The sequence below is a fragment of the Labrenzia sp. CP4 genome (assembly GCF_001579905.1).
Taxonomy (GTDB): domain Bacteria; phylum Pseudomonadota; class Alphaproteobacteria; order Rhizobiales; family Stappiaceae; genus Roseibium; species Roseibium algicola.
This window is the reverse complement of the sequence record NZ_CP011927.1, coordinates 445,756-472,045: the sequence shown is the minus strand read 5'-3', so window position 1 is coordinate 472,045 and position 26,290 is coordinate 445,756. Positions and strand designations below refer to the sequence as shown.

The 26,290-nt window shown below is 61.1% G+C and carries 25 protein-coding genes; 24 read left to right on the top strand and 1 reads right to left on the bottom strand.

Translation table 11 applies throughout. From position 1 onward, the window contains the following. Positions 1–462: 462 nt before the first annotated feature. The 23 genes from acnA (at position 463) to ACP90_RS02195 (ending at position 24,002) form a co-directional block, all read left to right on the top strand. Positions 463–3,138, top strand: coding sequence for an aconitate hydratase AcnA (acnA, locus tag ACP90_RS02305; protein WP_023002755.1), 2,676 nt, complete (start codon positions 463–465; stop codon positions 3,136–3,138). A 366-nt stretch (positions 3,139–3,504) separates the two neighbouring features. Further along, on the top strand, positions 3,505–3,894 hold the full coding sequence (locus ACP90_RS02300) for a VOC family protein (protein ID WP_062486497.1): 390 nt from the start codon (positions 3,505–3,507) through the stop codon (positions 3,892–3,894). A 142-nt stretch (positions 3,895–4,036) separates the two neighbouring features. Next, a complete protein-coding gene (locus ACP90_RS02295; RefSeq protein ID WP_062486494.1) occupies positions 4,037–4,693 on the top strand; it encodes a DUF4129 domain-containing protein in 657 nt (218 codons plus the stop codon). Then, positions 4,690–6,012, top strand: a complete 1,323-nt coding sequence (locus ACP90_RS02290; RefSeq protein ID WP_062486491.1) for a hypothetical protein — start codon at positions 4,690–4,692, stop codon at positions 6,010–6,012. Before ACP90_RS02295 ends, ACP90_RS02290 begins: the two co-directional genes overlap by 4 nt. Further along, complete coding sequence (locus ACP90_RS02285; RefSeq protein ID WP_023002751.1) at positions 6,002–6,958, top strand: MoxR family ATPase; 957 nt, start codon at positions 6,002–6,004, stop codon at positions 6,956–6,958. The genes ACP90_RS02290 and ACP90_RS02285 overlap by 11 nt, the downstream gene beginning before the upstream one ends. A gap of 53 nt (positions 6,959–7,011) precedes the next feature. Beyond that, complete coding sequence (locus tag ACP90_RS02280) at positions 7,012–8,253, top strand: DUF58 domain-containing protein (RefSeq protein ID WP_082809885.1); 1,242 nt, start codon at positions 7,012–7,014, stop codon at positions 8,251–8,253. Continuing rightward, positions 8,253–9,248, top strand: a complete 996-nt coding sequence (locus ACP90_RS02275; protein ID WP_062486486.1) for a stage II sporulation protein M — start codon at positions 8,253–8,255, stop codon at positions 9,246–9,248. Before ACP90_RS02280 ends, ACP90_RS02275 begins: the two co-directional genes overlap by 1 nt. Then, positions 9,245–10,168 carry an RDD family protein gene (locus tag ACP90_RS02270; protein WP_062486483.1) on the top strand — a complete coding sequence of 308 codons (924 nt, stop codon included), beginning with the start codon at positions 9,245–9,247 and terminating at the stop codon, positions 10,166–10,168. The genes ACP90_RS02275 and ACP90_RS02270 overlap by 4 nt, the downstream gene beginning before the upstream one ends. A 45-nt stretch (positions 10,169–10,213) precedes the next feature. Next, entirely contained in the window at positions 10,214–11,104 is an 891-nt protein-coding gene (locus tag ACP90_RS02265) for a hypothetical protein (RefSeq protein WP_088665217.1), read from the top strand. A gap of 267 nt (positions 11,105–11,371) precedes the next feature. Then, positions 11,372–12,154 carry a hypothetical protein gene (locus tag ACP90_RS02260; RefSeq protein ID WP_023002746.1) on the top strand — a complete coding sequence of 261 codons (783 nt, stop codon included), beginning with the start codon at positions 11,372–11,374 and terminating at the stop codon, positions 12,152–12,154. Between the two features lie 184 nt (positions 12,155–12,338). After that, positions 12,339–13,007, top strand: a complete 669-nt coding sequence (ccmA, locus tag ACP90_RS02255) for a heme ABC exporter ATP-binding protein CcmA (RefSeq protein ID WP_353612767.1) — start codon at positions 12,339–12,341, stop codon at positions 13,005–13,007. Then, positions 13,004–13,675 carry a heme exporter protein CcmB gene (gene ccmB / locus ACP90_RS02250; RefSeq protein WP_023002744.1) on the top strand — a complete coding sequence of 224 codons (672 nt, stop codon included), beginning with the start codon at positions 13,004–13,006 and terminating at the stop codon, positions 13,673–13,675. Before ccmA ends, ccmB begins: the two co-directional genes overlap by 4 nt. An 80-nt stretch (positions 13,676–13,755) precedes the next feature. After that, a complete protein-coding gene (locus ACP90_RS02245; protein ID WP_023002743.1) occupies positions 13,756–14,523 on the top strand; it encodes a heme ABC transporter permease in 768 nt (255 codons plus the stop codon). A gap of 5 nt (positions 14,524–14,528) precedes the next feature. Further along, positions 14,529–14,711 carry a heme exporter protein CcmD gene (ccmD, locus tag ACP90_RS02240; protein WP_023002742.1) on the top strand — a complete coding sequence of 61 codons (183 nt, stop codon included), beginning with the start codon at positions 14,529–14,531 and terminating at the stop codon, positions 14,709–14,711. Then, positions 14,708–15,328, top strand: a complete 621-nt coding sequence (locus ACP90_RS02235) for a DsbE family thiol:disulfide interchange protein (RefSeq protein ID WP_023002741.1) — start codon at positions 14,708–14,710, stop codon at positions 15,326–15,328. The genes ccmD and ACP90_RS02235 overlap by 4 nt, the downstream gene beginning before the upstream one ends. A gap of 163 nt (positions 15,329–15,491) precedes the next feature. After that, on the top strand, positions 15,492–16,412 hold the full coding sequence (locus tag ACP90_RS02230) for an NAD-dependent epimerase/dehydratase family protein (RefSeq protein ID WP_062486474.1): 921 nt from the start codon (positions 15,492–15,494) through the stop codon (positions 16,410–16,412). A 158-nt stretch (positions 16,413–16,570) separates the two neighbouring features. Then, positions 16,571–17,689 (top strand): acyltransferase, encoded by a 1,119-nt coding sequence (locus ACP90_RS02225; RefSeq protein ID WP_062486471.1) that lies wholly within the window; start codon positions 16,571–16,573, stop codon positions 17,687–17,689. Between the two features lie 142 nt (positions 17,690–17,831). Next, positions 17,832–18,461, top strand: a complete 630-nt coding sequence (locus ACP90_RS02220) for a hypothetical protein (protein WP_145915707.1) — start codon at positions 17,832–17,834, stop codon at positions 18,459–18,461. Between the two features lie 9 nt (positions 18,462–18,470). After that, positions 18,471–19,610, top strand: coding sequence for a cyclic nucleotide-binding domain-containing protein (locus ACP90_RS02215; RefSeq protein WP_062486465.1), 1,140 nt, complete (start codon positions 18,471–18,473; stop codon positions 19,608–19,610). Between the two features lie 57 nt (positions 19,611–19,667). Next, entirely contained in the window at positions 19,668–20,603 is a 936-nt protein-coding gene (locus tag ACP90_RS02210) for a fatty acid desaturase (protein WP_055659916.1), read from the top strand. A 16-nt stretch (positions 20,604–20,619) separates the two neighbouring features. Next, positions 20,620–21,852, top strand: a complete 1,233-nt coding sequence (locus ACP90_RS02205; RefSeq protein WP_062486463.1) for a cyclopropane-fatty-acyl-phospholipid synthase family protein — start codon at positions 20,620–20,622, stop codon at positions 21,850–21,852. Further along, positions 21,849–23,066, top strand: a complete 1,218-nt coding sequence (locus ACP90_RS02200; protein ID WP_062486459.1) for a glycosyltransferase — start codon at positions 21,849–21,851, stop codon at positions 23,064–23,066. The genes ACP90_RS02205 and ACP90_RS02200 overlap by 4 nt, the downstream gene beginning before the upstream one ends. A 3-nt stretch (positions 23,067–23,069) precedes the next feature. Then, positions 23,070–24,002: a diacylglycerol kinase family protein gene (locus ACP90_RS02195; protein ID WP_062486456.1), complete on the top strand. Its 933-nt coding sequence runs from the start codon at positions 23,070–23,072 to the stop codon at positions 24,000–24,002. Positions 24,003–24,017: 15 nt separating this feature from the next. Here ACP90_RS02195 and ACP90_RS02190 read toward each other — a convergent pair whose 3' ends face one another. Next, on the bottom strand, positions 24,018–25,184 hold the full coding sequence (locus ACP90_RS02190; RefSeq protein ID WP_201030444.1) for a hypothetical protein: 1,167 nt from the start codon (positions 25,182–25,184) through the stop codon (positions 24,018–24,020). A gap of 327 nt (positions 25,185–25,511) precedes the next feature. Here ACP90_RS02190 and ACP90_RS02185 point away from each other — a divergent pair, with 327 nt between their 5' ends. Then, entirely contained in the window at positions 25,512–26,285 is a 774-nt protein-coding gene (locus ACP90_RS02185; protein WP_062486450.1) for a DUF1223 domain-containing protein, read from the top strand. Positions 26,286–26,290: the final 5 nt, after the last annotated feature.

The following is a 26,290-nucleotide window of genomic DNA, read 5'->3' as shown; positions in this document are numbered from 1 at the left end:
GAAGCCTGGCTTCCGGATCGCCGAGAGGTCTGGCGGGCCGGGACAGGCTAGCTGAGCGGCGTTTTAATTCAGTATACAATGGTATGCAATATCTTCCCATCCAATAAATGATGTCTATATACCGGTTGGCGCATCTGCATGCACCCAAGATCGCATTTTCGAATTTCCGAAGGTGTTTTCTGGCTTCGATTTCCGGACGACGCCGTTTCAAGAGGCTGAAACTTCAACCGAAGTCTCGACAACGGCGACGGCGTCGTGTCTGGTGGTCGCAGCCAAAGATTGCTATAGGTGCGGCGCATCAATTTGCGGCGGCGACTGAGGGAGAGGCTCTCATCGTATCCGCGCGGAAGGATGCCGGATGACAGAGCGCTGCAGCTCCGTTTCCGGAGCCTTGAGAGAGTATGCCAGGCACCGGTGCACACACGGCCCGGGCCTTTTGGACAATAAAGGAGATCGCACGTCGTGACCCAGTCCCTCGACAGCTTCAAGTGTAAGAAAACACTGACCGCCGGCGGCAAGACCTACACCTATTTTTCCATTCCCGAAGCGGAGAAGAACGGCCTCGAAGGTGTTTCCAGGCTGCCGTTCTCGCTGAAGGTGGTGCTTGAGAACCTGCTGCGCTTCGAAGACGGCCGCACGGTGACCAAGGCAGATATCCTTGCCTGCGCCGAATGGCTGAAGACCCGCAAGTCCGATCACGAGATCTCCTATCGCCCGGCCCGCGTGCTGATGCAGGACTTCACCGGTGTTCCGGCCGTGGTCGACCTTGCCGCCATGCGCGATGCTGCCGTGAAGCTCGGCGGCGACCCGGAGAAGGTCAACCCGCTGGTTCCGGTCGACCTTGTCATCGACCACTCGGTGATGATCGATTATTTCGGCACCAAGGACGCCTTCAGGCAGAACGTCGAACTGGAATATGAGCGCAACCGCGAGCGCTACGAGTTCCTGCGCTGGGGCCAGTCCGCCTTCAACAATTTCCGTGCCGTCCCCCCGGGAACCGGCATCTGCCACCAGGTGAACCTGGAGTATCTGGCCCAGACCGTCTGGACCAGGGACGAGGACGGTGAAACCGTCGCCTATCCCGACACGCTGGTCGGCACCGACAGCCACACCACCATGGTCAACGGCCTGGCGGTTCTGGGCTGGGGCGTCGGCGGCATCGAGGCGGAAGCCGCCATGCTCGGCCAGCCGATCTCCATGCTGATCCCGGAAGTCGTCGGCTTCAAGCTGACCGGCAAGTTGAACGAGGGCATCACCGCGACCGACCTCGTGCTGCGCGTCGTGGAAATGCTGCGCCAGAAGGGCGTCGTCGGCAAATTCGTCGAATTCTATGGCCCCGGCCTCGACAACCTGTCGCTGGAAGATGCGGCCACCATCGCCAACATGGCGCCGGAGTACGGCGCGACCTGCGGCTTCTTCCCGGTCGACAAGGAAACCCTGAAGTACCTGGAAGCCACCGGCCGCGACAAGGACCGCGTCGCCCTGGTTGCCGAATACTCCAAGGCACAGGGCATGTACCGTTCCGGCGGCGAGGAGCCGGTCTTCACCGACACGCTGGAACTCGACATTTCCACCGTCGTTCCGTCGATTTCCGGACCGAAGCGCCCGCAGGACCGTATCAATCTTGCCGATGCCGCAGCCGGTTTCGCCAAGACCATGACGGACGAATTCAAGAAGGCGGGCGAGCTGTCCAAGCGCGTTGCCGTTGAAGGCAAGGACTACGACATCGGCAACGGCGACGTTGTGATCGCCGCCATCACGTCCTGCACCAACACCTCCAACCCGTCCGTTCTGATCGGTGCCGGCCTCGTGGCCCGCAACGCGCTGAAGAAGGGCCTGAAGGTGAAGCCATGGGTGAAAACCTCCCTGGCGCCCGGGTCCCAGGTCGTGACCGACTACCTAGAAAAGGCCGGCGTTCAGGACGATCTCGACGCGCTCGGCTTCACGCTGGCCGGCTACGGCTGCACCACCTGTATCGGCAACTCCGGTCCGCTGGACCCGGCGATCTCCAAGGCGGTCAACGACAACGACCTGATTGCCTGCTCGGTGCTGTCCGGCAACCGCAACTTCGAAGGTCGCGTCAATCCGGACGTGCGCGCCAACTACCTGGCCTCGCCGCCGCTGGTGGTCGCCTATGCCCTTGCAGGCAACCTGAACATCAACATCACCGAGGATCCCCTCGGAGAGGATCAGGACGGCAACCCGGTCTACCTGAAGGACATCTGGCCAACCACGGAAGAGATCACCGACCTCATCCGCGCCTCGATCAACGAGGAGATGTTCCGCACCCGCTATTCCGACGTCTTCAAGGGCGACGAGCACTGGCAGGGCATCAAGGTGGAAGGCGGCCTGACCTACTCCTGGCCGGTGTCCTCAACCTACGTCCAGAACCCGCCCTACTTCGAAGGCATGACCATGGAGCCGAAGCCGCTTCAGGACATCGAGAATGCGGCGGTCATGGGCCTGTTCCTGGATTCGATCACCACCGACCACATTTCACCGGCCGGCTCGATCAAGCTGGACAGCCCGGCTGGCAAATACCTGTCCGAGCACCAGGTCGCCCAGAAGGACTTCAACTCCTACGGCTCGCGCCGCGGCAACCATGAAGTCATGATGCGCGGCACCTTCGCCAACATCCGCATCAAGAACCAGATGGTTCCGGGTGTCGAAGGCGGCGTCACCATGAAGGACGGCAAGAAGGAATGGATCTACGACGCCTGCATGGAATACAAGGAAGCAGGTGTTCCGCTGGTCATCTTCGCCGGCAAGGAATACGGCACGGGCTCGTCCCGTGACTGGGCCGCGAAGGGCACCAACCTCCTTGGCGTGCGCGCGGTCATCGCGCAGTCCTTCGAGCGTATCCACCGCTCCAACCTGGTCGGTATGGGCGTCATCCCGCTCACCTTCAAGGAAGGCGAAAGCTGGCAGTCGCATAACATCACCGGCAAGGAACGCGTGACCATCAAGGGCATCGCCGACATCCAGCCACGCCAGATGATGGACGTCGAAGTCACCTATGAGGACGGCACCACCAAGACCATCGAATGCCTGTGCCGTGTCGATACGCTGGACGAGCTGGAATACATCAAGGCCGGCGGCATCCTGCACTACGTGCTCAGGAACCTCGTGACGAGCTGAGGGCCGGCTTTTCAAGTCAGGTGAGATCGAAGCGGGCCCCGAGGGGCCCGTTTTTTTGGATACCCCCCCAGCGAGTCATTCCGGACAAGTGCAGCGAAGCTGCGCGCTGATCCGGACCCCAGCGCATGCTTCGCGCCGCAGGCGCGTCTTTTTTAAGTGTCGGATGTTTGTTTGAGTTTGCGCTCGCTTTCGCTCACGCTGATTCACTGGATCCCGGATCGGGCCATGCAGCTACGCTGCAGACCGTCCGGAATGACCAGCCGAGAGTTAGTCGCCTGGCCGCGGACCCTGCAGGGCGCTTTTGTTATTTGCCACTGGTGGAAAAGTCCGTCAGGCTCAACCTCAGGCAGTTCCGGAGGTTTACTCATGCCAGATACCAAACCACCGCATCTCTCCAATATCGCTCCGGTCTTTCCGGTTTCCGACCTGAAGGCCGCCGTCGCCTATTACCAGAACAGGCTCCTGTTCGAGAGCCGGTTCGAATGGGCGGATACGGAGGCCGAGCCCGTCCGCTATGCCATTTTGTGCCGGGACCATGTCGAATTGCATCTGTCGGCCGGGGCCGGACGGCATCCGGCGACGGCCTATTGCTTCGTGGCCGGGATCGACGGCTATTACACCTCGGTGACAGAAGCGGGCGCCGATATCGCCGAGGCGATCATCGACCGGCCCTGGGACATGCGCGAATTCGGCGCAAGGGACCCGGACGGGAACATGCTCTATTTCGGCGAACATCTGGAGCGGATCGGGCAGTGAATGCCCTGGGTAAAAACGGGGAGCGAGACCCTGACGGAACCCTGGCAGCAGCTGTCGGTTGCGAAGCTCAGACCGAGCCGCTAATAAACCCGTCATGCGCCGATTTTTGATCGTCTGTTTTTTATTGATCCTTTCAGGGACGTTGCTCCCCTCATATGCACAAGAAGCCGTTCAGGAACCGCTTGAAATCGGCGACTCGGGCACGGAATACCTGCGCGCAATCCGTCTGCGCGGGATCGATACGGACGTGGCCTATTTCGACCCCTCCGCACCGCCACCCAAACTGGACACCACCCAGGAGCCGCCGAAACCTGCGGCGGATCAGGCAGACCCGACCATCGACAACCGCTGGATTCCGGGCCTGATCGTAGGCGGCATCCTTGTTGCCGTTGCCTATTTCTTCCTGCGCTTCGGTGGACGGTTCACGGTGTCGCTAGGCCGTGAGGCCGGCAATCCCGACAGCACCCGCCCCCGAATCCGCGGACAGGCCCCGATCTGGGCGGAAAAACTCGCTCCGCTTGACGAGATCCTGCGCATGGAAGACCGTCAGAGGGCCCTTGTGCTGCTGACGCAAAAGGTGCTGGCCACCGCCATTGCAGCCAACGGCATCCTGATGCAGCGCAGCTGGACGGCACGCGACGCCTTGCGCCAGTTGCCCGAAAGCCAGGCAAGGGAACTGCTGCGCAAGCTTGTGACCATGGCCGAACGAGTGCAATTCGGCGGCAGGAACGTCAGCGAAGACGAGTTCAACGACCACGTTGCGAACTGCCGCTACCTGCTGGGTCCGGAGGCGGCATGAGCGAGAGTGCTGCAAATACGCGGCCGAAGGGCCCGAGCCTTGAAACCGCCGTCATCGCACTGATCTGCGTCGCGGTTCTGATTGCCGGCTGGTACATCCTGTCCCAGCGCCAGCAGGTCTTGCGCCGCTCGCCCGCCGGGCTGGACGGCCTGCAGGTCTGGCTGGCGACAAATGGGGCCAGTGCGCAGAATTTTGCCGGCGGCTGGCTGATGGACCAGACAGCGGTCGGCCTGCTTGTGGTACCGCTTTACGATACGCTGCCGGACAGCGAACGCAGCAGCCCCCGTACCAAGGAAGAACTGCTGCTGCAGCAGGACGAATACGATCTGGCGACCGCGGTCGTCCTGGAAAAGGCCGAGCGCGTTCCAACCCTGCTTGTGCTGCCGAAATGGCGTAGCGGCATGCGCCTGACAGGCCTTGCCCACCCTTTCCTGAAGGTTGAGGCGGACCGTCTTCAGACAATCGTCAACAAGGTGACCGGCACCAGCGGCACGAAAATTGCCGCCGCAAGTCGGCCCTTCTCCGACTTCCGGTACCAGTCACAGCAAGGCGAGCCCTTGCGGGCGGAGATCTACGCCGCCCAGACCTTCGCCAACGAGGCCTGCCGCCCGATCGTCGGTGACACCGGCGCAATGCTGCTGGCCGATTGCCCGCTCGCCAATGCCGGTGACGGCGAACAGGATCGTATTCTGGTGCTGTCCGATCCGGACCTGATCAACAACCACGGCCTGCGATTGGGCGACAATGCCAAGATTGCCCTCGATGTCCTGACCGAAAAGGCCGGCAGCCGAAATATCGTCATCGACTACAGCCGCTCCTCTTGGCTGCGCGATCCCGTGAGCGAACCCAAGCGCGAGCGCACCTGGGAAGATCTGCGCCGTTTCTTCGGACCGCCCTTCCTGACCCTGTGGCTCGGCACAGCACTGTTGCTGGGGCTGGCGCTCTGGCGCAGCTTCATCCGCTACGGCCCCATCCGCGACGAAGAGGCGGGACCTGGCGCCGGCAAGGATCTGGCGGTCCAGGCGCGCGCTAGGCTGATGCGGCTTTCCGGGCAGGATGGCGCTCTCATTCGCGAATATGCCACCGCCCGTATTTCGGCGACGGCCTCTGCCCTGTTCGGTCCGGCCCATGCCCGCCACTATGCCGGGGAAGACGCCTTCCTGACCTACACCGAACGCCGGCATCCGGCCCTTGCACCGCGCCTGCGCGCGATCTTGGCCGACATACGAAAACTGCCTGCCCGGCTTCCGGCCACGGAAGCCATCCAGCAAATCGACCAATTGGAACAGGTATTGGAGCAAATAACCCATGACGCTTGAAGCGCTGCGCGAACGGACCGATGCCTTGCGGACGGAGATCGGCCGGACCGTACTCGGTCAGGACGACATCATCGACCTGTTGCTGATCGCCTTGTTTGCCCGCGGCCACGTGCTGCTGGAAGGCCCTCCCGGCACCGCCAAGACGCTGCTTGCCCGCAGTTTCTCGGCGGCTCTGGCACTCGATTTCGGCCGTATCCAGTTCACACCGGACCTGATGCCCGGCGACGTGCTCGGCACCTCGATCTTCGATTTCCGCACCAACGCCTTCGTGCTGACCAAGGGCCCCGTGTTCTCTCAGGTGCTGCTGGCCGACGAAATCAACCGCGCCCCGCCCAAGACCCAGGCCGCCCTGCTGCAGGCCATGAGCGAACGCATGGTCAGCATCGACGGCACGGATCATTCCCTCGGACGGGAATTCATTGTCGTGGCAACCCAGAACCCCATCGAGCAGCAGGGCACCTATCCCCTGCCGGAAGCCCAGCTCGACCGGTTCCTGTTCAAGCTGGTGATCGACTTCCCGCCCGAAGACATCGAGATGGCGATCCTGCGCCAGCACGCGGACAAGCCGCTGGAAGCCGGCATGGAAACCGCCACACTGTCCAAGGTGCTCGATTCCACCACCCTTGAGGAAACAAGGGCGCTGGTCGACAGCATCATCCTGAAGGATGACATCCTCGCCTATATCCTGCGCCTGATCCGCGCGACCCGCCAAAGTTCCGAAATCGCCTTCGGTGCCTCGACCCGCGCGGCCGACGCACTGGCAAGTGCGGCACGGGCAACGGCGGCGCTCAATGGACGCGATTACGCCATTCCCGACGACGTCAAGCGTCTGTTCGTGCCGGCCCTCCGCCACAGGATCGTTCTCGGCCCGGCGGCGGAAATCGAAGGCCGCAGCCCGGCGCAGGTCCTGGAAAACATCCTCAACCAGATCGAGGCTCCCCGCTGATCCGGCCGTCTAAACGACTGCTCGCCTTTGGCGCATTGGCTCTGGCCATCTCGGTGATCACGGTTGTCACCGGGGGCGCTGCGCGTGAAATCGGCGCGGTTCCCTGGATCGTGCTCGTGCTTCTGGTCGTCATCGACATGGCCATGTCACTCCGGCGACCGCAGAACCTGACGTTCGAGGCTCCGGCGGAGGTATTTGTCGGCGAGACGGCAAAGCTTCAACTGGAACTTGCCCAGGCGCCCTTGGCCCTGCGAGCGAAACTGGACTGGCCGGAAGGCCTTGGCGGCGACGCGGAATTCGCGTTTGCCCCGGCGGCGGACGGCAGCTCGCGGGCGGAGGTTGCCTGCCGGGCGATCCGGCGCGGCATCTGGCGCGTGGACCATCTCTGGCTGTCCTGGCACTCGCGTCTCAAACTGCTGGAGTTCGTGCCGAAACTGGCCGTCGGGGCGGAAATCCGCGTGGTCCCGAACATCCGCATGGTCCAGTCCGGGCAGATCACCACCACCGTTCTGTCGACGCTTTACGGCGTGAAGGAAAACCGCGCTGTCGGTGAAGGATCGGAATTCCAGCAACTGCGGGATTTCGTCCAGGGCATGGACATCAAGACGATCGACTGGAAGCGGTCGGCCCGACGGCGTTCCCTTGTCGCCAAGGAATTGCGCGCCGAGCGCAATCACCATGTCATTGTCGCACTCGACAACGGCTATCTGATGCGCGAGGAGATCGGCGGCCTGCCGAAGATCGACCACGCTGTGACCGCAGCGCTGGCGACCGCCTGGGCGGCTGCCATTGGCGGTGATCTGGTCGGTTATTATTCCTACGACGTCAAACCGCGCACCTTCTCCGCACCCGCTCCGGGCAGGACGGCGTTTGCACGGCTGCGCAGCTGGACGGCGGAGCTTTCCTATGTCAGCCGCGAAACCAACCACACCCTCGCGCTCACCGAATTGAACGCCCGGACGCCCAAACGCAGCCTGCTGATCATCTTCACTGATTTCGTCGACACCACATCGGCCGAATTGCTGGTGGAAAACATCGGCATCCTGGCCAAGCGGCACCTGCTGATTTTCGTCGCAATCCGCGATCCCGACCTTGAGAAGCTGGTGGAAACGGCACCGGGAGATCTCGATGGCGCGGCCACGCTTGTTGCCGCCAACCAGGCACTCAATGAACGCCGCCTGGTGTTCGAAAAACTGTCCCGAATGGGCGTTACCATCGTCGACGCCAAACCGAATGCCGTGACCGCGCGGCTGATTTCCGCCTATCTTGAGATCAAGGCCCGGGAGCTGATCTGATGGACACACAGGATCTGATGCGCTCCGCCCGGTTCCGAAAGGAGCGTGAAGCCGACTGGCAGAGGCTGGAAACGCTGGTTCGCAAGGCCGAAGGCCAGGGCCTTCAGCATATGGAATTCGCGGAGACCCGCGACCTTGCCTCTCTCTACCGGCAGGCGACGACCTCGCTGGCGATTGCGCGCGAAATCTCGCTCGACAAGGCCCTGCTCGGCTATCTGGAAGCGCTCACAGCCCGTGCATATCTGTGCGTCTACGCCCCGCAGGAACGGCTTGGAGGCCTGCTGGAGCACTTCCTGAGGGAAGGCGCGCCACGGGCAATGCGCCGGTCCTGGTTCTACATTCTGATCGGCTTCCTGTGCATGGCGCTCGGTGCCCTCACGGGTTATCTGCTCTATTTTGAGAACAACGACTGGTTCTACGTGATGATGCCGGCCGAACTTGCCGGCAACCGTGGGCCGGACGCGACCACGGAATCCCTGCGCTCGGTCATCTACGGCACCGACCAGGCAAGCGGGCTCGGAGCATTCGCGACCTATCTGTTTTCCCACAACACCCGCATCGCGATCTTCGTTTTCGGTCTTGGTGTCTTTGCCTGCGCCCCTGCCGTCTTGCTGACATTCTATAACGGCCTGTCGCTCGGTGCCTTCCTCGCCCTTCACGTCGACCGGGGCCTGGGTCTCGATCTCGTCGGCTGGCTGTCGATCCATGGCGTCACCGAAATCTCGGCCATCTGCATTGCCTGCGGCGGCGGGTTGCAACTGGGGGCCGCGGTGCTTTTTCCAGGTGACAGATCACGCAGCGTTGCCTTGCGCGAAGCCGGTCGCGATGCTGTGAAACTGGCGATTGTCGCAGCCATCATGCTGGTGGCAGCCGCACTTCTGGAAGGCTTCGGCCGGCAACTGGTGCAAAGCCTTGAGGCCCGGCTGATCATCGGCTGGGGGATCGGCGCGCTCTGGCTGTCCTGGTTCCTGTTGGGAGGCCGGAGCCGGCGATGAGAGTGCGTTTCTGGAAACGAACCAAGACCGACCGGCCACCGGCGTCAACGCTTGTGCCGCCGGAGGGCGTTGCACTGACGCTGCCCATCGCGGGTGTTGGGGTGCGCTTTTCTGCCCAGCTCATCGATATCATCCTGACCGCGATTGCCGCGACCTGCCTGGTGATCCTGCTCGCTCTGATCAACCTGACGACACCGCAGACACTGATGGCCATCGCCGCCCTGCTGTTCTTCCTGATCCGGGTTCCCTACTATGTGCTGGCCGAACTGGCCTGGAACGGCCAGACCCTCGGGAAACGGCTGATGAAGATCAAGGTGGTTTCCCATGACGGCGGACCACTGACCGCCCGCGCTCTTGTCCTGCGCAACCTGATGAAGGAGGCGGAGATCTTCCTGCCCGGGACGCTTCTGCTGACGCTGGATTCGGCAACGCCGCTTGCCTCGCTCGCCGCTTTTGCCTGGGTTGCCATGTCGCTGATGATCCCCCTGTTCAACCGCTACCGGCGCCGGCTGGGCGACATGATGGCAGGCACCCATGTCATCCACCTGCCGGTACCGGTGCTTTTGAAGGATCTGGCCAGCGAGACGGTCGCGACCGGGACTGCACGCAAGAAATTCGTCTTCCTGTCCCATCAGCTCGACCACTACGGCGCCTTCGAACTGCAGACACTGGAAACGCTGCTGCGTGGCCAGAATACACCGTCCGGAGCCGAAGCTGCCCACCAGCGGAACGCCACCCTGGAAGCCATCGTGGAAAAGATCCGCAAGAAGATCGGCTATGCCGCTCCGGTTCCTCCGGTGGATCGTATGCCGTTCCTGCAGGCGTTCTACAACGCCCAGCGGGAACATCTCGAGCAACGCCAGCTGTTCGGCGACAAGCGGGAAAACAAGCACTACGCCCAATCCGGTGAGGAAAAATAGACCTTTCGCCCTCTCCGGCTCCAGTCATCAAGTGGATCAGCCAGATTGCAGAAACAGGATAATCATAGCCTCAGAGCCTATTTCCTTGATCGGGTTGGCCAGTCCGAGGGGTCGCAGGGGCGCCATGTCCGGCAGTCACTTGGGATCGGCGCGCTGATAGGAACCAGTTTTTCCATCACGATCCGGAATCTTGTGCCGGTGCTTGCGATCGGTTTTGTAGTCAGCCTCCTGGGCGCTCTGCTGGCTGGATCGCTTGTCGGCGTCGATGCCGCGCTCAATCTGGAAACGGACGACACCAGCGACCTGGCCGGCCTCGTCGACCTTGCGACGGCCTTTGTCGATGTGATCGTTTTTGCCGTGACTGCGGCCTTTCTCGCCCAGCTGACCTATGACGCCCGGTTGAACCGCCCGGTCTCGATTTCCCGCTATTTGCTCCCGGCCCTCAAGGCCAGCGCACCGATCTGCCTGCAAAACGGGCTGTTGGTCGTCATCTTCGTGTGCATTGCGCTGCCGCTGGTCTTCATCGCAATCTTCGTGAATACGACCCTGATTTCCATCACGGCGCTTGCGGTTCTTCCTTTTGTCGCCCTGTGGGGATGTTCGGTCTTCTCGGTTCTGGCCCCCGCTGTCGTCATTGAACGGATTGGCTTCAGCGGCATGAGCCGCAGCTGGGCGCTGACGAAAACCTATCGTTGGCAGATTGCCGGCGCACTGCTGCCGGTCTGGCTTTGCTCGCTGGCTGTCACGATTGCCGGCGCTTTTCCAGTGGAGCTTCTCGCCCGTGAGGGAAGTTACGTCTGGGCCCTGCCCGTCTTTGCCGCAACCAACGCGCTGGCAAGCGGACCGTTGGCAATTCTTGCCACGTTGGTTTACGCGCGACTGCGCGAAATCAAGGAAGGTATCAGCGTTGACCAGGTCGCCGATGTCTTCGACTGAGTGTCAGGAGGGTTGAACTTCCGCGCTCGGCCCCGCTTGTGACCTGCTGCAGAAGGATTTATGGTGAAAAATCGCAAGAGTAACTGTCTTCGGCAGAGGGCGGGCAAGATGCTCATGCGATCGGGATCTACCGGTTTTCGGACAGTCCACGGCTTCAGGCGGATGATCGTCGCTCCTCCCGTTTGGCGGGCAGCGTTCGTCGGTATGTGGGCTGGAATTAGATAACCACTTTTGAAAAAACTATTGGAAGTTTTACGGAGCAATTGAATGACCGACACGACCCTAAGCCAGCCCACGGCCTCCCTTGGCGTTGGCTCCATCATCGGCGAGAGCTTCTCGATCCTCCTCAAGCATTTCATTCAGGTCGTCATCGTAGGCTTCGTGCCGAACCTGATCGGCTTCCTGATTTCCGGCCTGCTGGTCGGCTTCGGTGCCGCACTCGGCATCCAGCCGCAGGAGTTCACCGGCCCTGGCAGCGCTGTTGCCAACGTGCTGTCAATCCTCGTCAGCATGGTGGTCTATTCCATCACCACCGCGCTTCTGGTGCAGCTTGCCTATGACGCGAAGCTGTCGCGCCCGGTACAGCTTGGCCGTTACTTCGGTCCGGCCCTGAGTGCTGTCGTGCCGCTGGCGATCCTTTCGATCGTCGTCTCGATCCTGGTTGGTATCGGCCTGGTCCTGCTGGTCGTTCCTGGCCTTTGGGTCTATGCGGTATTCGCCGTCATGGCACCGGCCGTGGTGATTGAACGCGCCGGCTTCGGCGGTCTTGGCCGCAGCAAGTATCTCACCAAGGAATACCGCTGGCCGATCCTGGGTGCGCTGGTACTGGCCATCATCTGTGCCACCATCATCAACATCGTCGCTCTGTTCGTCGTCGGCCTCGTGGCCTCGGCCGGCAGCATCGGCATGGTCATCGGCATCATCCTGTTCGCTGCCATTTCCACAGTCGGCGCAGGTTTCCTGAGTATCCTTGTCGCACTGATTTATGCGCGCCTGCGTGAAATCAAGGAAGGCGTCAGCGTCGACCAGATCGCATCTGTGTTCGACTGATCGCCCTGCAACGCGGGCAAACCGCGCTGCTTTTTGAAATTGTCCGGCAAGCGGGTCCGGACACCAAAGCACCCGGGGCAAGCCCCGGGTGTTTTGTCTTTGAGCAAAGACAAGGCGGGGAATTTTCCTTGCATCATAACAGTGCGGCCAACTAACAAGGTTCAACCCAACCTGCCGCCGGAGCATTCCCCTGAGACTGATTGCCGAAAACCTGACCATCGATCGCGGCGGACGCCGGGTGTTTCAGGACCTGTCCTTTGATCTTCCCTCCGGCACGGCGCTGGTCGTGACGGGCGCGAACGGCATCGGCAAGTCGTCGCTGCTGCGGACGCTGGCAGGTCTTGTCGCGCTGGCTGGCGGCACGCTTCGGCTGGAACAGGGAGAAACCGACCGGTCACCGGCTGAACACGCCCATTATTTCGGCCATCAGAACGCAGTCAAGGCGGCGCTTTCCGTGCTGGAAAACCTGACGTTCTGGCAAGGCTTCACCTCACCGGTTTCGGCATCTGTCTTTGGCGCAACGGCAATGTCTCCCGAGGAAGCGCTTGATCTCCTCGGCATAGGCCACACGACAGACCTGCCGGCAGGATTTCTCTCCGCCGGTCAGACGAGGCGCCTGGCCCTTGCCCGGCTTCTGGTCACGCCCCGGCCGATCTGGCTGATGGATGAGCCGACATCGGCGCTGGACAAGGCATCGGAAGGCCAGCTTCTGGACCTGATGAACGGACATCTGTCCGCCGGCGGCATGATCATAACTGCTACCCACACCGATCTGGCACTTGCCAAAACCAAGATCCTGCATCTGCGCACCGCTGAACCCGTTTCGCTGCACGAGGAGGATCTGCCCGCATGAGTTCCTGGGCTGTTGTGCTGTTTCGGCGAGATCTTCGGCTGTCTGTGCGCGTCGGCGGCAGCGCGCTTGTCGGTGTGCTGTTCTTCCTGGCCGTTGTCACCGTCATTCCCTTCGGCGTCGGTCCGGATCTGAACCTGCTTTCCCGCATCGGTCCTGCCATCTTGTGGATTGGCGCGCTGCTGGCGACGCTCCTCGGACTGGACAGGCTGTTTCAGGCTGATCGGGAGGACGGAACGCTGGACCTGATGCTGATGGCCGGACGGTCGCTGGAACTGCTTGTGCTGATCAAGTGCCTGGCGCACTGGGTCGCAACGGGCCTGCCGCTGGTGATCGCCGCCCCCCTGCTCGGCATCTTTCTCAATCTCGACCCCGTCGCCACGGGAGCCGTCACGCTCACGCTGCTGGTCGGCACACCGGCCCTGACGCTGATCGGCGCCATCGGCGCGGCCCTCACCGTCTCGTTGCGCCGAGGCGGTCTTCTGCTGGCAGTGCTGGTGATACCGCTGGCCATTCCCGTGCTGATTTTCGGCGTCAGTGCCGCGGATGCCGCTATTCATGATCCCGTGCCGTTTCTGACGCCGTTCCTGATCCTGTGTTCGCTGTCGCTGATTGCGGCGGTGATCGGCCCGCTTGCCGCTGCCGCGGCGCTCCGGTTTGCAGGAGATTGACGGCAATTTGACACCGCGCAATGCACCCTGCGGCATACTCGTCCATTGAAGCGGACAACGCTCTAGATTAGAACGGTTCCATGGCAATTTGGGATTATGCAAATCCGACGCGATTTTTGAGGCTGGTCCAGGTGGTTCTGCCCTGGCTTATCGGCTTGTGCGTCATTGCGTTCGCCGCCGGGCTCTACATGAGCTTCTTCGTTGCGCCTGAAGATTATCAGCAGGGCGACACCGTGCGGATCATGTATATCCACGTGCCGGCCGCCTGGCTCAGCATGATGTGCTATTCCGTGATGGCGCTGTCCTCACTTGGCACCCTTGTGTGGAAACACCCGCTGGCGGATGTTTCCGCCAAGAGCGCGGCCCCCATCGGCGCGGCCTTCACCTTCATGGCACTCGTGACCGGATCGCTCTGGGGCAAGCCCATGTGGGGCACCTATTGGGTCTGGGACGCGCGACTGACGTCGGTCCTGGTCCTCCTGATCATGTATCTCGGCCTGATGACGCTGTGGCGCACGATGGAAGATCCGATCAAGGCCGGCAAGGCGGCAGCCGTGCTGACGCTCGTCGGCGCGCTGAACCTGCCGATCATCAAGTTTTCGGTCGACTGGTGGAATACGCTTCACCAGCCGGCAAGCGTCATGCGCATGGACGGCCCGACCATTCATCCGGACATTCTCTGGCCCCTGCTGGTCATGGCGATCGCCTTTACGCTGCTGTTCTTCGTGTTGCATCTGATGGCAATGCGTAACGAGATCCTGCGCCGCCGCGTGCGTGCCCTGCGCTTGCGCGCAGCCAGCGCTGCCCAGCCAGGCACAGCGGCAGCCACGGCTCAGCCTGCGGAGTAATTCTCATGGATCTAGGCCCACACGCTGGCTTCATCTGGGCGTCCTACGGCCTTTGCCTCTTCACGGTCATCGGACTGATCGCCTGGGTGCGCATCGACAAGGCCCAACAGGAAAAAGCCCTCAAGGACCTGGCAGCCCGGGGCATTTCCCGCGCCCGGCCGGCCGGTGAAGGAAAAGCAAGCTCATGACGTCCCACGATACCGGTGCCGGCCGACACGGGCAGCAGACTGCCAAACGCGGTTTCCCGGTTCTGGTGCTGCTGCCCTTGGTGGTGTTCGCAGCGCTCGCCGCCCTGTTCCTGTTTCAGCTGACCCTCGGCGGCGATCCGCAAAAAATTCCCTCTGCGTTGATCAACAAGCCGGCGCCGGAATTCGACCTGCCGCCGGTTGAAGGCCTCACCGATGGTGACACCGCCGTTGCCGGGTTTTCCCGTCAGGATCTCATCGGCAAGGTTTCCGTCGTCAATGTGTTTGCATCCTGGTGCGTGCCCTGCCGCCAGGAGCACCCGCTTCTGGAAGAGCTGGCAAAGGTCGAAGGCATCCAGCTTCTCGGTATCAACTACAAGGACAAGCCGGAAAACGCGCGCCGCTTCCTGGGCAGTCTCGGCAATCCGTATCAGCGCGTCGGCGCTGATACCGGTGGCCGCACTGCGATCGAATGGGGTGTCTACGGTGTGCCGGAAACCTTCGTCGTCGATGGCGAAGGCACGATCCGGTATAAGTTCATCGGTCCGCTGAGCCCCGAAAGCTATTACGACGTCTTCCTGCCGGAACTGCAGAAGATCATGGACGGCAACAAATCCTGATCTTGCCAACCTTGTGGTGCCTGCCTGTCACCTGCGCAGGCCATTGTCCCCGCTGATTGTTTGCGGTGACAACGGCGAACCGGCCAAGCCCCATTTACAAATCGCCACGGGGCCGTTCTAAAGTCCGGATCATCTTTTTCAGCCGATTCCGGAGAGGCCCGTCTTGAAAGTACTTGTGATCGGTGGCTGCGGGTTCATCGGGTCTCATGTCGTGGACAAGTGCCTTCAGCAAGGCCTGTCGGTGCGGGTCATGGACACCCGGCCGGAACTGTATCGGCCGCCGCTTCCCGGTGTCGACTACGTCTTCCACAGCCTGTCCGATCATCACCGGCTCGCCGACACCCTGTCCGGTGTGGATGCGGTGGTGCATCTGGCCAGCACGACCGTTCCCTCGACCTCGAACCTCGATCCGGCCGCCGACATCTCCGGCAACCTCGTTCCCACGGTTCACCTTCTGGAAGCCATGCGGGCAAGCGGAACGAGGAAACTCGTCTTCTTTTCCTCCGGTGGCACAGTCTATGGCATCCCGACAAAGGATCCGGTGCCGGAAGATCATCCGCTGAACCCGATCTCATCCTACGGCATCGTCAAGCTGGCGATCGAACAGTACCTGCGCATGGAACAACAGCTCCACGGGCTCGAGTTCGTCGCCCTTCGTCCGGCGAACATCTATGGACCGCGCCAGGCACAGGTCGGCCTTCTGGGCGTGATCGGAACCTATCTGCGCAAGGTGGCGGAGGACGCCCCCATCGAAATCTGGGGGGACGGCAGCGTCGTGCGCGACTTCGTTCACGTCGAAGACATTGCCGACCTGTGCCATCGCGCCCTGATCTCCGGCGCGTCCGGCAGCTTCAACGCCGGAAGTGGTGAAGGCACGTCCATCTCGCAGGTCGTCGACATCATCGGCCAAACCACAGGGCGCACCCTGGAACCTGTCTACAAGCCGGGCCGCAACTTCGATGTGCCACGGGTGGTGCTGGATATTGCCAGGGCACGAGCGACATTCGGCTGGCAACCTGCCGTTCCCCTGCGGCGCGGCATCGGAGAAACGTGGGAATGGGTGAAGCAGCACAGCGCACCTTGATGTGCCGTTGGCGCGGGAACCTGCAGAAAATCTTCGACTGACTGAATCGGACCCGCCGCATCAGTTCATTTACCCATAATAAAATCGACGCTGGCATAGATTTCCCGGAAGCCTGCGGTCATTAGTGTCCCTGGGTTAATTGAGGGGATGATTTGCGCATGAACGTGACCGACGGCGCGGCAAAGGTTCGACTGGAACAACTGACCGGACTGCGCTTCTTCGCAGCCTTGCTGGTATTTGGCGTTCATTTCCGCTGGGATACCAGCGGCGACTTCGTCAAGACAATCGCCGAACAGGGCTATGTCGGCGTCTCTTTCTTCTTCATCCTGTCCGGCTTCGTGCTGACGCAGTCCTACAAGACGAGAATCCTTGCCGGCACGATGTCCTTTCGCGACTACTTCCTGCTGCGCATTGCCCGTCTGACACCTCTGCATTTCCTCACAGGATTGCCGTTTCTCTATTTCTCGATCATGCAGGTCGAGGCGATCTACTCGGAAGAATTCAGCGTCATCAAGACGGTTCTGAATTTGACCTACCTGCAGAGCTGGATTCCGGTTTCCTCGATCTATTTCTCTCTCAACGCACCGTCCTGGTCGCTGTCGGATGAAATGTTTTTCTATGTGTGCTTCTTCGGCCTGGTTGCGTTTTCACCGCGAAAGCTTGTGGCGGTCACACTGGGGCTCGGTGTGGTGGTGTTCGTTTCCGCCCTGCTGGTTCAGGTATTCCTGGGCGATGTGATCTTCTTCGGCAAATACCCGTTCTCGCATTGGCTGTTCTATGTCTTTCCCGGCTTCCGCATTCTGGAGTTTCTGGTCGGCATGGTTCTGCATGAGGTCTGGCGTCGCGGCGTCCGGCTGCCCGGCGCAGTGCAGCCACTCAGCTATCTTCTTCTGTTCCTGGCGATGTGGCTGGCACCGGATGTCCCGGATCCCTTCCGCTATTCCCTGTTCTACCTGCCGGTCATCACACTGTTCTTCTATGCACATCTGACGGAAGGCGCCGCACTCACAAGGGTGTTTTCAACCCGCCCGCTCGTGCTTCTCGGCAATGCCTCTTTCGCCTTCTATCTTGTGCACCAGCCGTCGCTTCACCTGATGAACATCTTCCTCAGGCCGTCCATCCCGGCGGATATCGTTTTCTTTCCGGTATCGCTGTGCATCACGGCAGTGTTTTCGATCTTCCTCTACCGCATTTATGAGATGCCGGCGGAGCGGGCGCTGAAATCATGGGTCAAGGGAAAGCGGTCCGCACAAACACCGAACGAGGCAACATCCTGACGCACCAAATTCCGCGTCTCGCTGCGGCGAGCCGCTTAACATAATCTCAATGCTGACGACGGATTATTGCGGCGAACCGGCCAATTTCAGGCCGGATACCGCCAGCCGCCACCCGTCAGATTGGCGCCAACCATGAGTATTCTTGTTGCTTTCCGAACTCGTCCTTTCAGCCCTGACTGATGTGATCCTTGCCTGCGAGCTGTTTTTTCTCGCCGGCCTGAGCCTGCGTCCGGGCATTCAGACCTTCTCACCTGCCTGGATCTGGAGCCTGACACTGGCATTGATCGGGCTTGCCTCGATGCTGGGTGCCATTGACCACGGGTTTTTCGAAACAATCGGTCACGAAGCGCACCGTCCGCTTGTGATCGCAACGCGCATCGTCATCGTTCTGGGCAGTCTCAGCATGATCGTCGCGGCCAGCTTTCAGTACCTTTCCTCGCCGCTGCGCCAGGGATTTGTGGCTGCCGGCGTGCTGGGCGCACTCTGGCCAGTCTTCATGATCCTGACCTCCGACGATTTTCTGTCCGTGATCCTCTATTATTCCGCTGGCCTGATATTCCTGCTGGTGCTGAGCGTTGTCCGGTTCCGCCAGAACAGGGGAACGCTGCCGATGATCGCCGGCATCCTTCTCACGCTGGGCGTATCAGCGATGATCCCGATGCAGAGCCCGGGGTTCTGGGGTCTTGGCCTCTATGGCAGCTACCACGTCCTGCTGATGCCGATCGTCGTGCTTCTGTTTTTCGGCGGCCGCTGGTTCAGGACCACGAGGTAGGGTAACCCCATGCGCACGGCTTCCATCCCCGTTGAAGAAAAGGTCCAGGAAACGGAAGATCTTGAAACGATCTTTCAGAGGATGACGGAGTTCATGCCGCAGCGGGTCGCCGATGCGGTACGGGCGGCCTCGCGAAGGGTGCCGGTCGCGGCACATGAGGACGTCATCGTCGAGGGCGAGACAAGCGACGGGCTCTACATCGTTCTCGAAGGCACCTTCGGCATTTACCGCAAGGGCGACGGCACGGCCTCGGACCACCGTGTTGCTGAAATTGGGCCGGGGCAACCTTTCGGCGAAATGGCGCTTCTCGACGGTGAACCACGCTCGGCAACCGTGCGTGCTGAAACAGCCGGTGCCGTGCTTGAAATCGAGCCGGAGCGTATCCTCGAACTGGCCGATGGCGAAGCCAGACTTGCAGAATTCAAGGGGGCACTGGCATCCTTCGTGACACGGCGCATGCGTGCCTCCACGCAGGAGCATGTCGCAGCCCTGCAGCGCGAACTGGACCTCCGGAACGAACAGCAGCAGTTCGGCAAGTTTTTCGTCTATTCGCTGATCATGATGTCCATCGGCACGCTGGTGAACAACGTCCTGGCGCGGACGATCGTCAACGTGGACGTCTACACCGAAGTCTTCGCCTGGCAGTATCTCGCCATCCTGATGGTGCCAAGCCTCTTTGTCATCCGGCACATGGGCATTTCGATTTCGGCGCTCGGGCTGACAACCGTCGGCCTGAAGAAATCCCTGATCGAGGGCGCGATCATTTCGGTCGGGCTCTGCATCTTTGCCTGGGGACTGGCGGCAGTGCTCAAATATTTCGACGCGCTGCCCGGCAAACCACTGCCTTTCAACCTGCTGGGAACACTGAGCTACTTTCTTCACAGTGCCCTGCAGGAAATCATCGCCAGGGGCTTTCTGCAGTCTTCCTTCCAGCGTTTCCTGGGAGACCAGGGCAAATGGCGGTCGGTCCTTCTCGCCTCGGTGCTGTTCGGAATGTTCCACCTTCATTTCGGCATTCCGGCCGTGCTGATGACAATCGGCACCGGATTTATCTTCGGCTGGATCTACATCAGGCATCAGAACATCGCCGGTGTGATCCTGATTCACTACATGATGGGTGTCGCGGCCTTCAATACAGGCTTGATCTGAGACGCAAGCCTAAGCTAGTGCTGCTTGCTCGACCCTATCGCTGAAGGTTGGAACGACATGATTGCCCGTGACTATTTCATACCGCGACCAGCCATCTACTATCGCGATTTCTGCTTTTATCTGGCGCTTTTTGTCGTTGGGTTTGCGTGGGGTCTGAACGCCTCCTGGCCGATGGTTATCCTGCCCTGGCTGCTCGCGACATTCGGCCTGCACCGCGCAGGACTTTTCTGCCACGAAATCGTACACATCAAGGACGACAAGCTGCGCGGTTTCCGGGCGCTCTACACCTGGACCGTGGCGCTCATCGTGATGGTTCCGCCGCTGCGGTTTCAACTGCCGCATCTGGCCCATCATCGGCTCGGGATTTTCGGAACGCCCGAGGATCCGCAATACCCGCTCGTGCGCGGCAATGCGTTTGCCATGGCCATGGTTCTGCTCGTGATCCCCTTTGTGGTGCCCTTTACCAACCTTCTGATGACGGTGACCGCCGCGCTCGGTGCGTTCCGGGTCGAAGCTGCGCTCGATCGCTGGGCGACGGAGAAGCTCGGCTTTTCGCTCAGCTCCGCCCTGACACCGGAACAGCAGGCCGAAGTGACCCGGCACGCCCGGGTTACGCTCGCGCTCTTCATTGCGGCAATCATCTTCTTCCCCGCGGCGCTGCCTTTCTATTATGCCGTCCTGGTTCTGGGCTGGGCGCTTTTGACCGCGCGTATCCCGCTGGAACATGAACTGGAACGCCTGGCCGAAACCTCCGGACGGGAAGACCAGATGATCGACAGCTTCACGATCGAGTCTCCTCTGGCCCTGATCGTGCAGCCGGTCGGCTTCCGCTTTCATACGGCGCATCACATGTATCCCGGGGTGCCCTATCACAATCTGCCCGCGCTCCACGAGGAGCTGAAGCGCACCATTCCCGAGTACCGGGACAGCATCATTTCGCTTTGGACCGCGATCAGCGGACCCAAACGCCGTCCTGCAAATTCTCTTCATTGATTTAGAAAGCCCGCCAATGAAAGACGTTATTCGCCAGCTCGCAGAAGCCATGTCTGCGGCCTCTCCCGATGCGCAGTTCGAGGTCCGCTACTGGGACGGAACCGGCTTCTCCATCGGGACCGAGCCAGAGTTCATTCTGCATTTCAAGAACGAGCGGGCCCTCTCCAGGGTGCTTTCGGATGCCTTCATGGGCTTTGGCGAGAGCTACATGCTGGGCGACATCGAGGTGGAAGGCGACATCAAGAAGCTCTTCTACCTGGGCTTTGCCATCGATTTCGCGGAACGGCCCATGTCGTTGATGCTGCGGATTAAACTGGCCTTTCATTTCCTGCGCGCACGCAACACCATTGCCCGCTCGCGCGAGAACATTTCCTTCAGCTACGACATCGGCAACGATTTTTACGAGATCCTGCTCGGAAAGGGCATGATCTACACCTGTGCCTATTTCACCTCACCCGACAACACGCTGGATGAAGCACAGAACAACAAGCTGGAACTGGTTTGCCGCAAGCTGTGCCTGAAGCCGAGTGAACATGTTGCCGATCTCGGTTGCGGCTGGGGCGGGTTCCTGATGTATGCCGCCGAAAACTACGGCATCACGGGCGTAGGCTTCACCATTTCGGCAGAACAGCGCGACTATGCGATTCAGAAGATCGCCGAGCGCGGCCTCTCCGACAAGATCGAGATCCGCCTGCAGGACGCACGCGAAGCGGACGGCCTTTACGACAAGGTTGCCTCGATCGGCATGGTCGAACACATGGGCAATGCCCAGATCGCACCGGTCTTCGAACGGATCGCACACATTCTCAAGCCACAGGGCCTTGCCTTCGTCCACACGATCGGCAACGAAATCCCCCGGCCGATCGACCCCTGGATCGACAAATACATCTTCCCGGGAACGCAGGCATCGCCGCTGACGACCATGGTCGAGGCTGCCGGCAACAATGATCTCTACATGATCGACCTTGAGAATATCCGGCTGCACTATCCACCGACGGTCAAATACTGGCTCGCCAATTTCGACGCCAATATCGACCGTATCCGCGAAATGTATGACGACACCTTCGTCAGAAGCTTCCGTCTGTATCTGGAAGTCGCAAGTTCCTCCTTCAGCTGGGGCGACAACCGGCTGTACCATCTGCTGATGACCAGGGGCCTGAAAAACGATGTCCCGATGACCCGGGAGCATCTGGTCCTGCCGAAGTCCGGCACTTCCCCGGCCGGTACATCTTCAGAAGGTGGTGCATGACGGAACCCGTCCATGTGGCAGTGATCTATACGGACGCAGGCGGTGGCCACAGGGCCAGCGCCTTCGCCCTGAAAGCATGCCTCGAAGGGTCCGGCAGATACCGGGTCAGCCTGATAAATCCCTATACATCGCTGATCCCGCATCTCGACCTCTTCAGCCGCTTCGGATCACGCACAGGCGAGAATATCTACAACGAGGTCATCTTGCGTCAGGGACGTACCGGCCTCACCTGCTGGCTGTTTTATGCAGCCTTGCGCCTGAACTACGTCTTCTGTGAACCGCCGGCCATCAGTATTCTTTCCCGGCATTTCGAAGACATTCGCCCGGACATCGTGCTGTCGGTCATGCCGCTCGGCAACCGGGTGATGCTGGAGGCGCTTAAACGCTACCGCGCTGGCATAACGGAAGGCCCGTTGCCGGAAGGCGCCGTCATGATCACGGACTGGGCAGAGCTGGCGAAGGGTGTCTGGTTTCCCAACCGGGCCGACTACCACGCAATTTGTGGCACGCAGGACGCCCTGCGGAATGCCGAAAAACTGCCTAAGCTTGCCGGCAAGATCCATGCGATGGGCGGCTTGCTGATCCGGCCGGAATTCACCGACCCCACCCAACGCTCCAGCCGGGAAGCACTGGATCTCGATCCTTCCAGACCTGTCGTGACCGTGCTCTATGGCGCCCAGGGCAGTATGCGCATGATCGAACTGGCAACCGCGATGCGCGACATTCCGCATAACGCCCAGGTGGTGTTTCTTTGCGGCCGGAACGAAGCGCTTGCCGATCAGCTGCGCGCCATGGACCTGCCGTTTCCGGTCCAGGTTCTCGGGTTTACCGACAAGGTCGCCCAGTATCTTTCCGCCAGCGATCTCTTCATCGGCAAGCCGGGTCCGGGCAGCACCAGCGAAGCCATGGCACTTGGCGTATCCATGCTGCTCGACAAGAGCCTGGCGCTGCCGCAGGAAGCTGCGGTCCTGCGCCACGTGACGAAGACGGGAGCCGGACAGGCCTTTTCGACGTCCTCCGATTTCAGCGAGAGCTTCAAGGCGGCCATGTCCGCCGTCGAGAGTGGCCAGGCGCGGCAACCGGTTGCCGCCAATACTTCGCCTGCCGACATTCTTGAGATCATGGACCGCATCGCCGCTTCCCGTGTTCCGGCAGCAGGCTCCTTGCAGCCGGCCGGTGAATTGCCGCACGCCCGGCACGTGTCCAGAGCCTGACCGATGCCTGAGGACGACCAGGGCCCTGTGACGGGCGGCAGCCGCCCTCAAGAGCATGGCCTGAAGATCAGGGTCGTCTACAATCCCCGCACAGGCCGCAAGCGCGAGAAGCGTTTCAAGGCGGTAATGGCGCTGCTTGAGGCACGCGGTCACACGTGCGAAATCCTGATCACGACGAAGGCGGGCGATGCCGCCGGTTTCGTTCGGGAAACGACATCAGACAACGCCGATATCCTGGCAATCGCGGGCGGCGATGGCACGATCAACGATGCAATCCAGGGTGCCGGCCCGCAGACGCCGCCCCTGGGGCTCATACCGCTCGGCACAGCGAACGTGCTGGCGCACGAGCTCGGCATCGGCACGGATCCACACCGGATCGCGAACTGCCTTGCGGAAGCGCGCATCCTTAAGATCCGGCCGGGCCAGGTCAACGGGCACCGCTTCATGATGATGGCCGGCATCGGGCTGGACGCCCAGGTTGTTTCGGATCTCAGCCGTGCCACCAAGACCCGCTTCGGCAAGGCCGCCTATCTGATCGAAGTTTTCCGGACACTGCGGCGATGGTCCTGCCCGCCGGTGGACGTCCGGCTGGACGATGAGCCAGAAAAGGCAGCGACGCTGATCGTCAGCCGTGGCAAACGATATGGCGGGACATTTGTCCTCGCACCGAAATGCGACCTCGCCAACCCGTCTTTTTGCGCAACGATATTTCCTCCAGGCAGCGCTCTGTCTGTCTTCGGACGCTTTCTGCTGATACCGGCAGGCCTGCTCCTGCGGCTTGGTCTCGTTGCCCAACAGCCGGCCAGAACAGTCGAAATCCTGGGTCCCCGGGGCGACCCGATACAGGCCGACGGCGATATCGTCGCGCATGCCCCTGCGCAGATCTCGGTTTGCGAGCAGCCGATACGCCTGTGCGTCCCGGTGTCCCGGCGATAACACGAGCCTTTAGGATCAATCTCGTCTTTCCAGCCCGGCAAGATGGACCAGCCGACGGCATGCGCTCATCCAGTCGAAGTCTTCGCGCGCGGCAATGGGCGGCACCGGCACAGTCGTCAACGCATACTCCAGCGCCTCGAGAGCCCCTTCCAGTTCGGTGTAGAAATGGGCATTGGGATAGGCCTTGTAGGGAAGATTGCCCGGACAGTCCGGCAGGATGACATGTCGGCCGGCAACCAGCGCATCGGCGGTTGCCGTGCACAGGATTTCGCTGCGTGAAGGGTTCACCATCACCCGGTATCGTCCGATATCGGACCAGAACCGCCGGTTTGGTCCGAAGAACCGCAAATCCGCGCCTTCCTCTCGTGCGAAGGCACGAAACTCTGCTTCATCGCGTCCGCCGCCAATGACATCGATGGGCCTTTTTGCACGCGCAGCGATGCGGGCGAGGTCGTCCAGGCCTTTCTCCCATAGGAAAGCCCCGAGAAAATAGATCCCTTCGGTTTCCTGCGTAACGAGAGGCACCTGCGCGTAACCGGGCATGACACCGGTCACCCGTTCCACGGGCATGGTGATGCCCGGCAGGGTGAGGGCGGGCGACAGGCTGAGGGGCAGATCGATGCGCAGCCGCAGGGCGCGGCCGTGCAGATAAGATACCAGCCGGGCGAGGCTGTTTGGAAACGGCAACCCGGACATGCGGATGTAGGTTTCATAATCCGTCATACTGAGGCCGATCGTCTTGTCCGCCCGGATGCCTCTGCGCCCGGTCGTTACCGGATACCAGCACAGATGCTCCGGCTCGCTCGCGATCAGGCACCGGGCCGGCGGCGCGGCGCGGTAGACGTCTTCCATCGGCACGATCGACCCCATGCCTGCCACAAACCTTGCCCGATAAGGCCGGCATTCCGGAAATTTGTAGGGTCCGAAGGCTTCAAGTTCCGTCTGGAGCCAGTCGACCTGCTCGTCAAAATCGACGAAACGGGTCTCGCCCCACAGCCGTTGCTGTGAAACCTCATCCAGCCAGGGAAGAACATAGACAACCCGATAGCCAAGCGTTGCCAACCCGCAGGCGTGCCACAGCGAGATGAAGGATGGTCCGGTCATCCACGGCAGGGCGGCACTCGTCAGAACCGCAAAGTCATGGATCTCTTGACCTTTGGTACGTTCGCCAGACAGGGGCACTTGTCTCCAGTTTCAACAGCCAGAACCACGGGTAACGATCAGCCAGCGCCCTCAAGCGAAGGAGGCGGCAGGCTGGCGCGAGACACCAGAACACATGATTCTCCCCCCGAGACAATCCACCATCGCAGGCCACGAAAGCCAGACAGGCCAGAACGCTAACGCCCGTTTCGGCCTGTATTTTCCACAAGACGCCTGGCACGCCAAATGGTGAGGCCTTGTCACAAACGCGCGAATGAGGCCGTCTAAGACGAAAGTCACCCGCTCGTGACTTTCGGTTGAGTGCTCCATTGCATATTTTAGGGGCAATCGAACAAGGAATTGAGCCAAATGGTGGGATCGTTTTCCCGGAAGGCCGGCAAGGCCCTCCGCACCGCGCTTATTGTAACCGGCGGAATAGTTGCCCTGGCCGCGCCAATCAACGGCGCGCAGGCGCAACCCGAAAAAGTCATCGAACTCTTTACCAGCCAAGGCTGCTCCTCGTGCCCGCCGGCCGATCGGCTGGCGGAAAAGCTGGTGCAGGAAGATAACAACATCCTGACCATGGTGATGCCCGTCGACTACTGGGATTATCTCGGCTGGAAGGACACGCTGGCAAGTCCCGTCAACTCGCAGCGTCAGCGGGCCTATGCCGCGCGGCGCGGCGACCGGTCGGTCTACACCCCGCAAATGGTGATCAACGGCGAAGAACACGTCGTCGGTAGCCGCGAAGGCGATGTAAGGGCCGCGCTGGCACGTACCGACCCCTTTACCGCGACAATCGACCTGAAGATTACCGACATGGTCGTCCAGGCAACGGTGAATGGCTCCCTGCCCAAGGGCTTCAACATGGCGACCGTCTATTTCCTGCGCATGCAGGATGAAGCCCTCGTGGATATCGGCCGTGGCGAAAACGCGGGCCGCAAGGTGCGTTACGTCAACGTGGTGCGCAATCTGCAGCCGATGGGGATGTGGTCCGGCGGCCAGGAGACATTCCGCATGCCGAAGTCCAAACTGATGCTGAAAGGCGACGCCCGCTGCGCAGTTGTCGTGCAGCTTGAGAATCCCGACGGGCCCGGCCGGATCATCGGCGCGGCAACCATGACCAAGAGCGGCGGTCTGTGAACCGC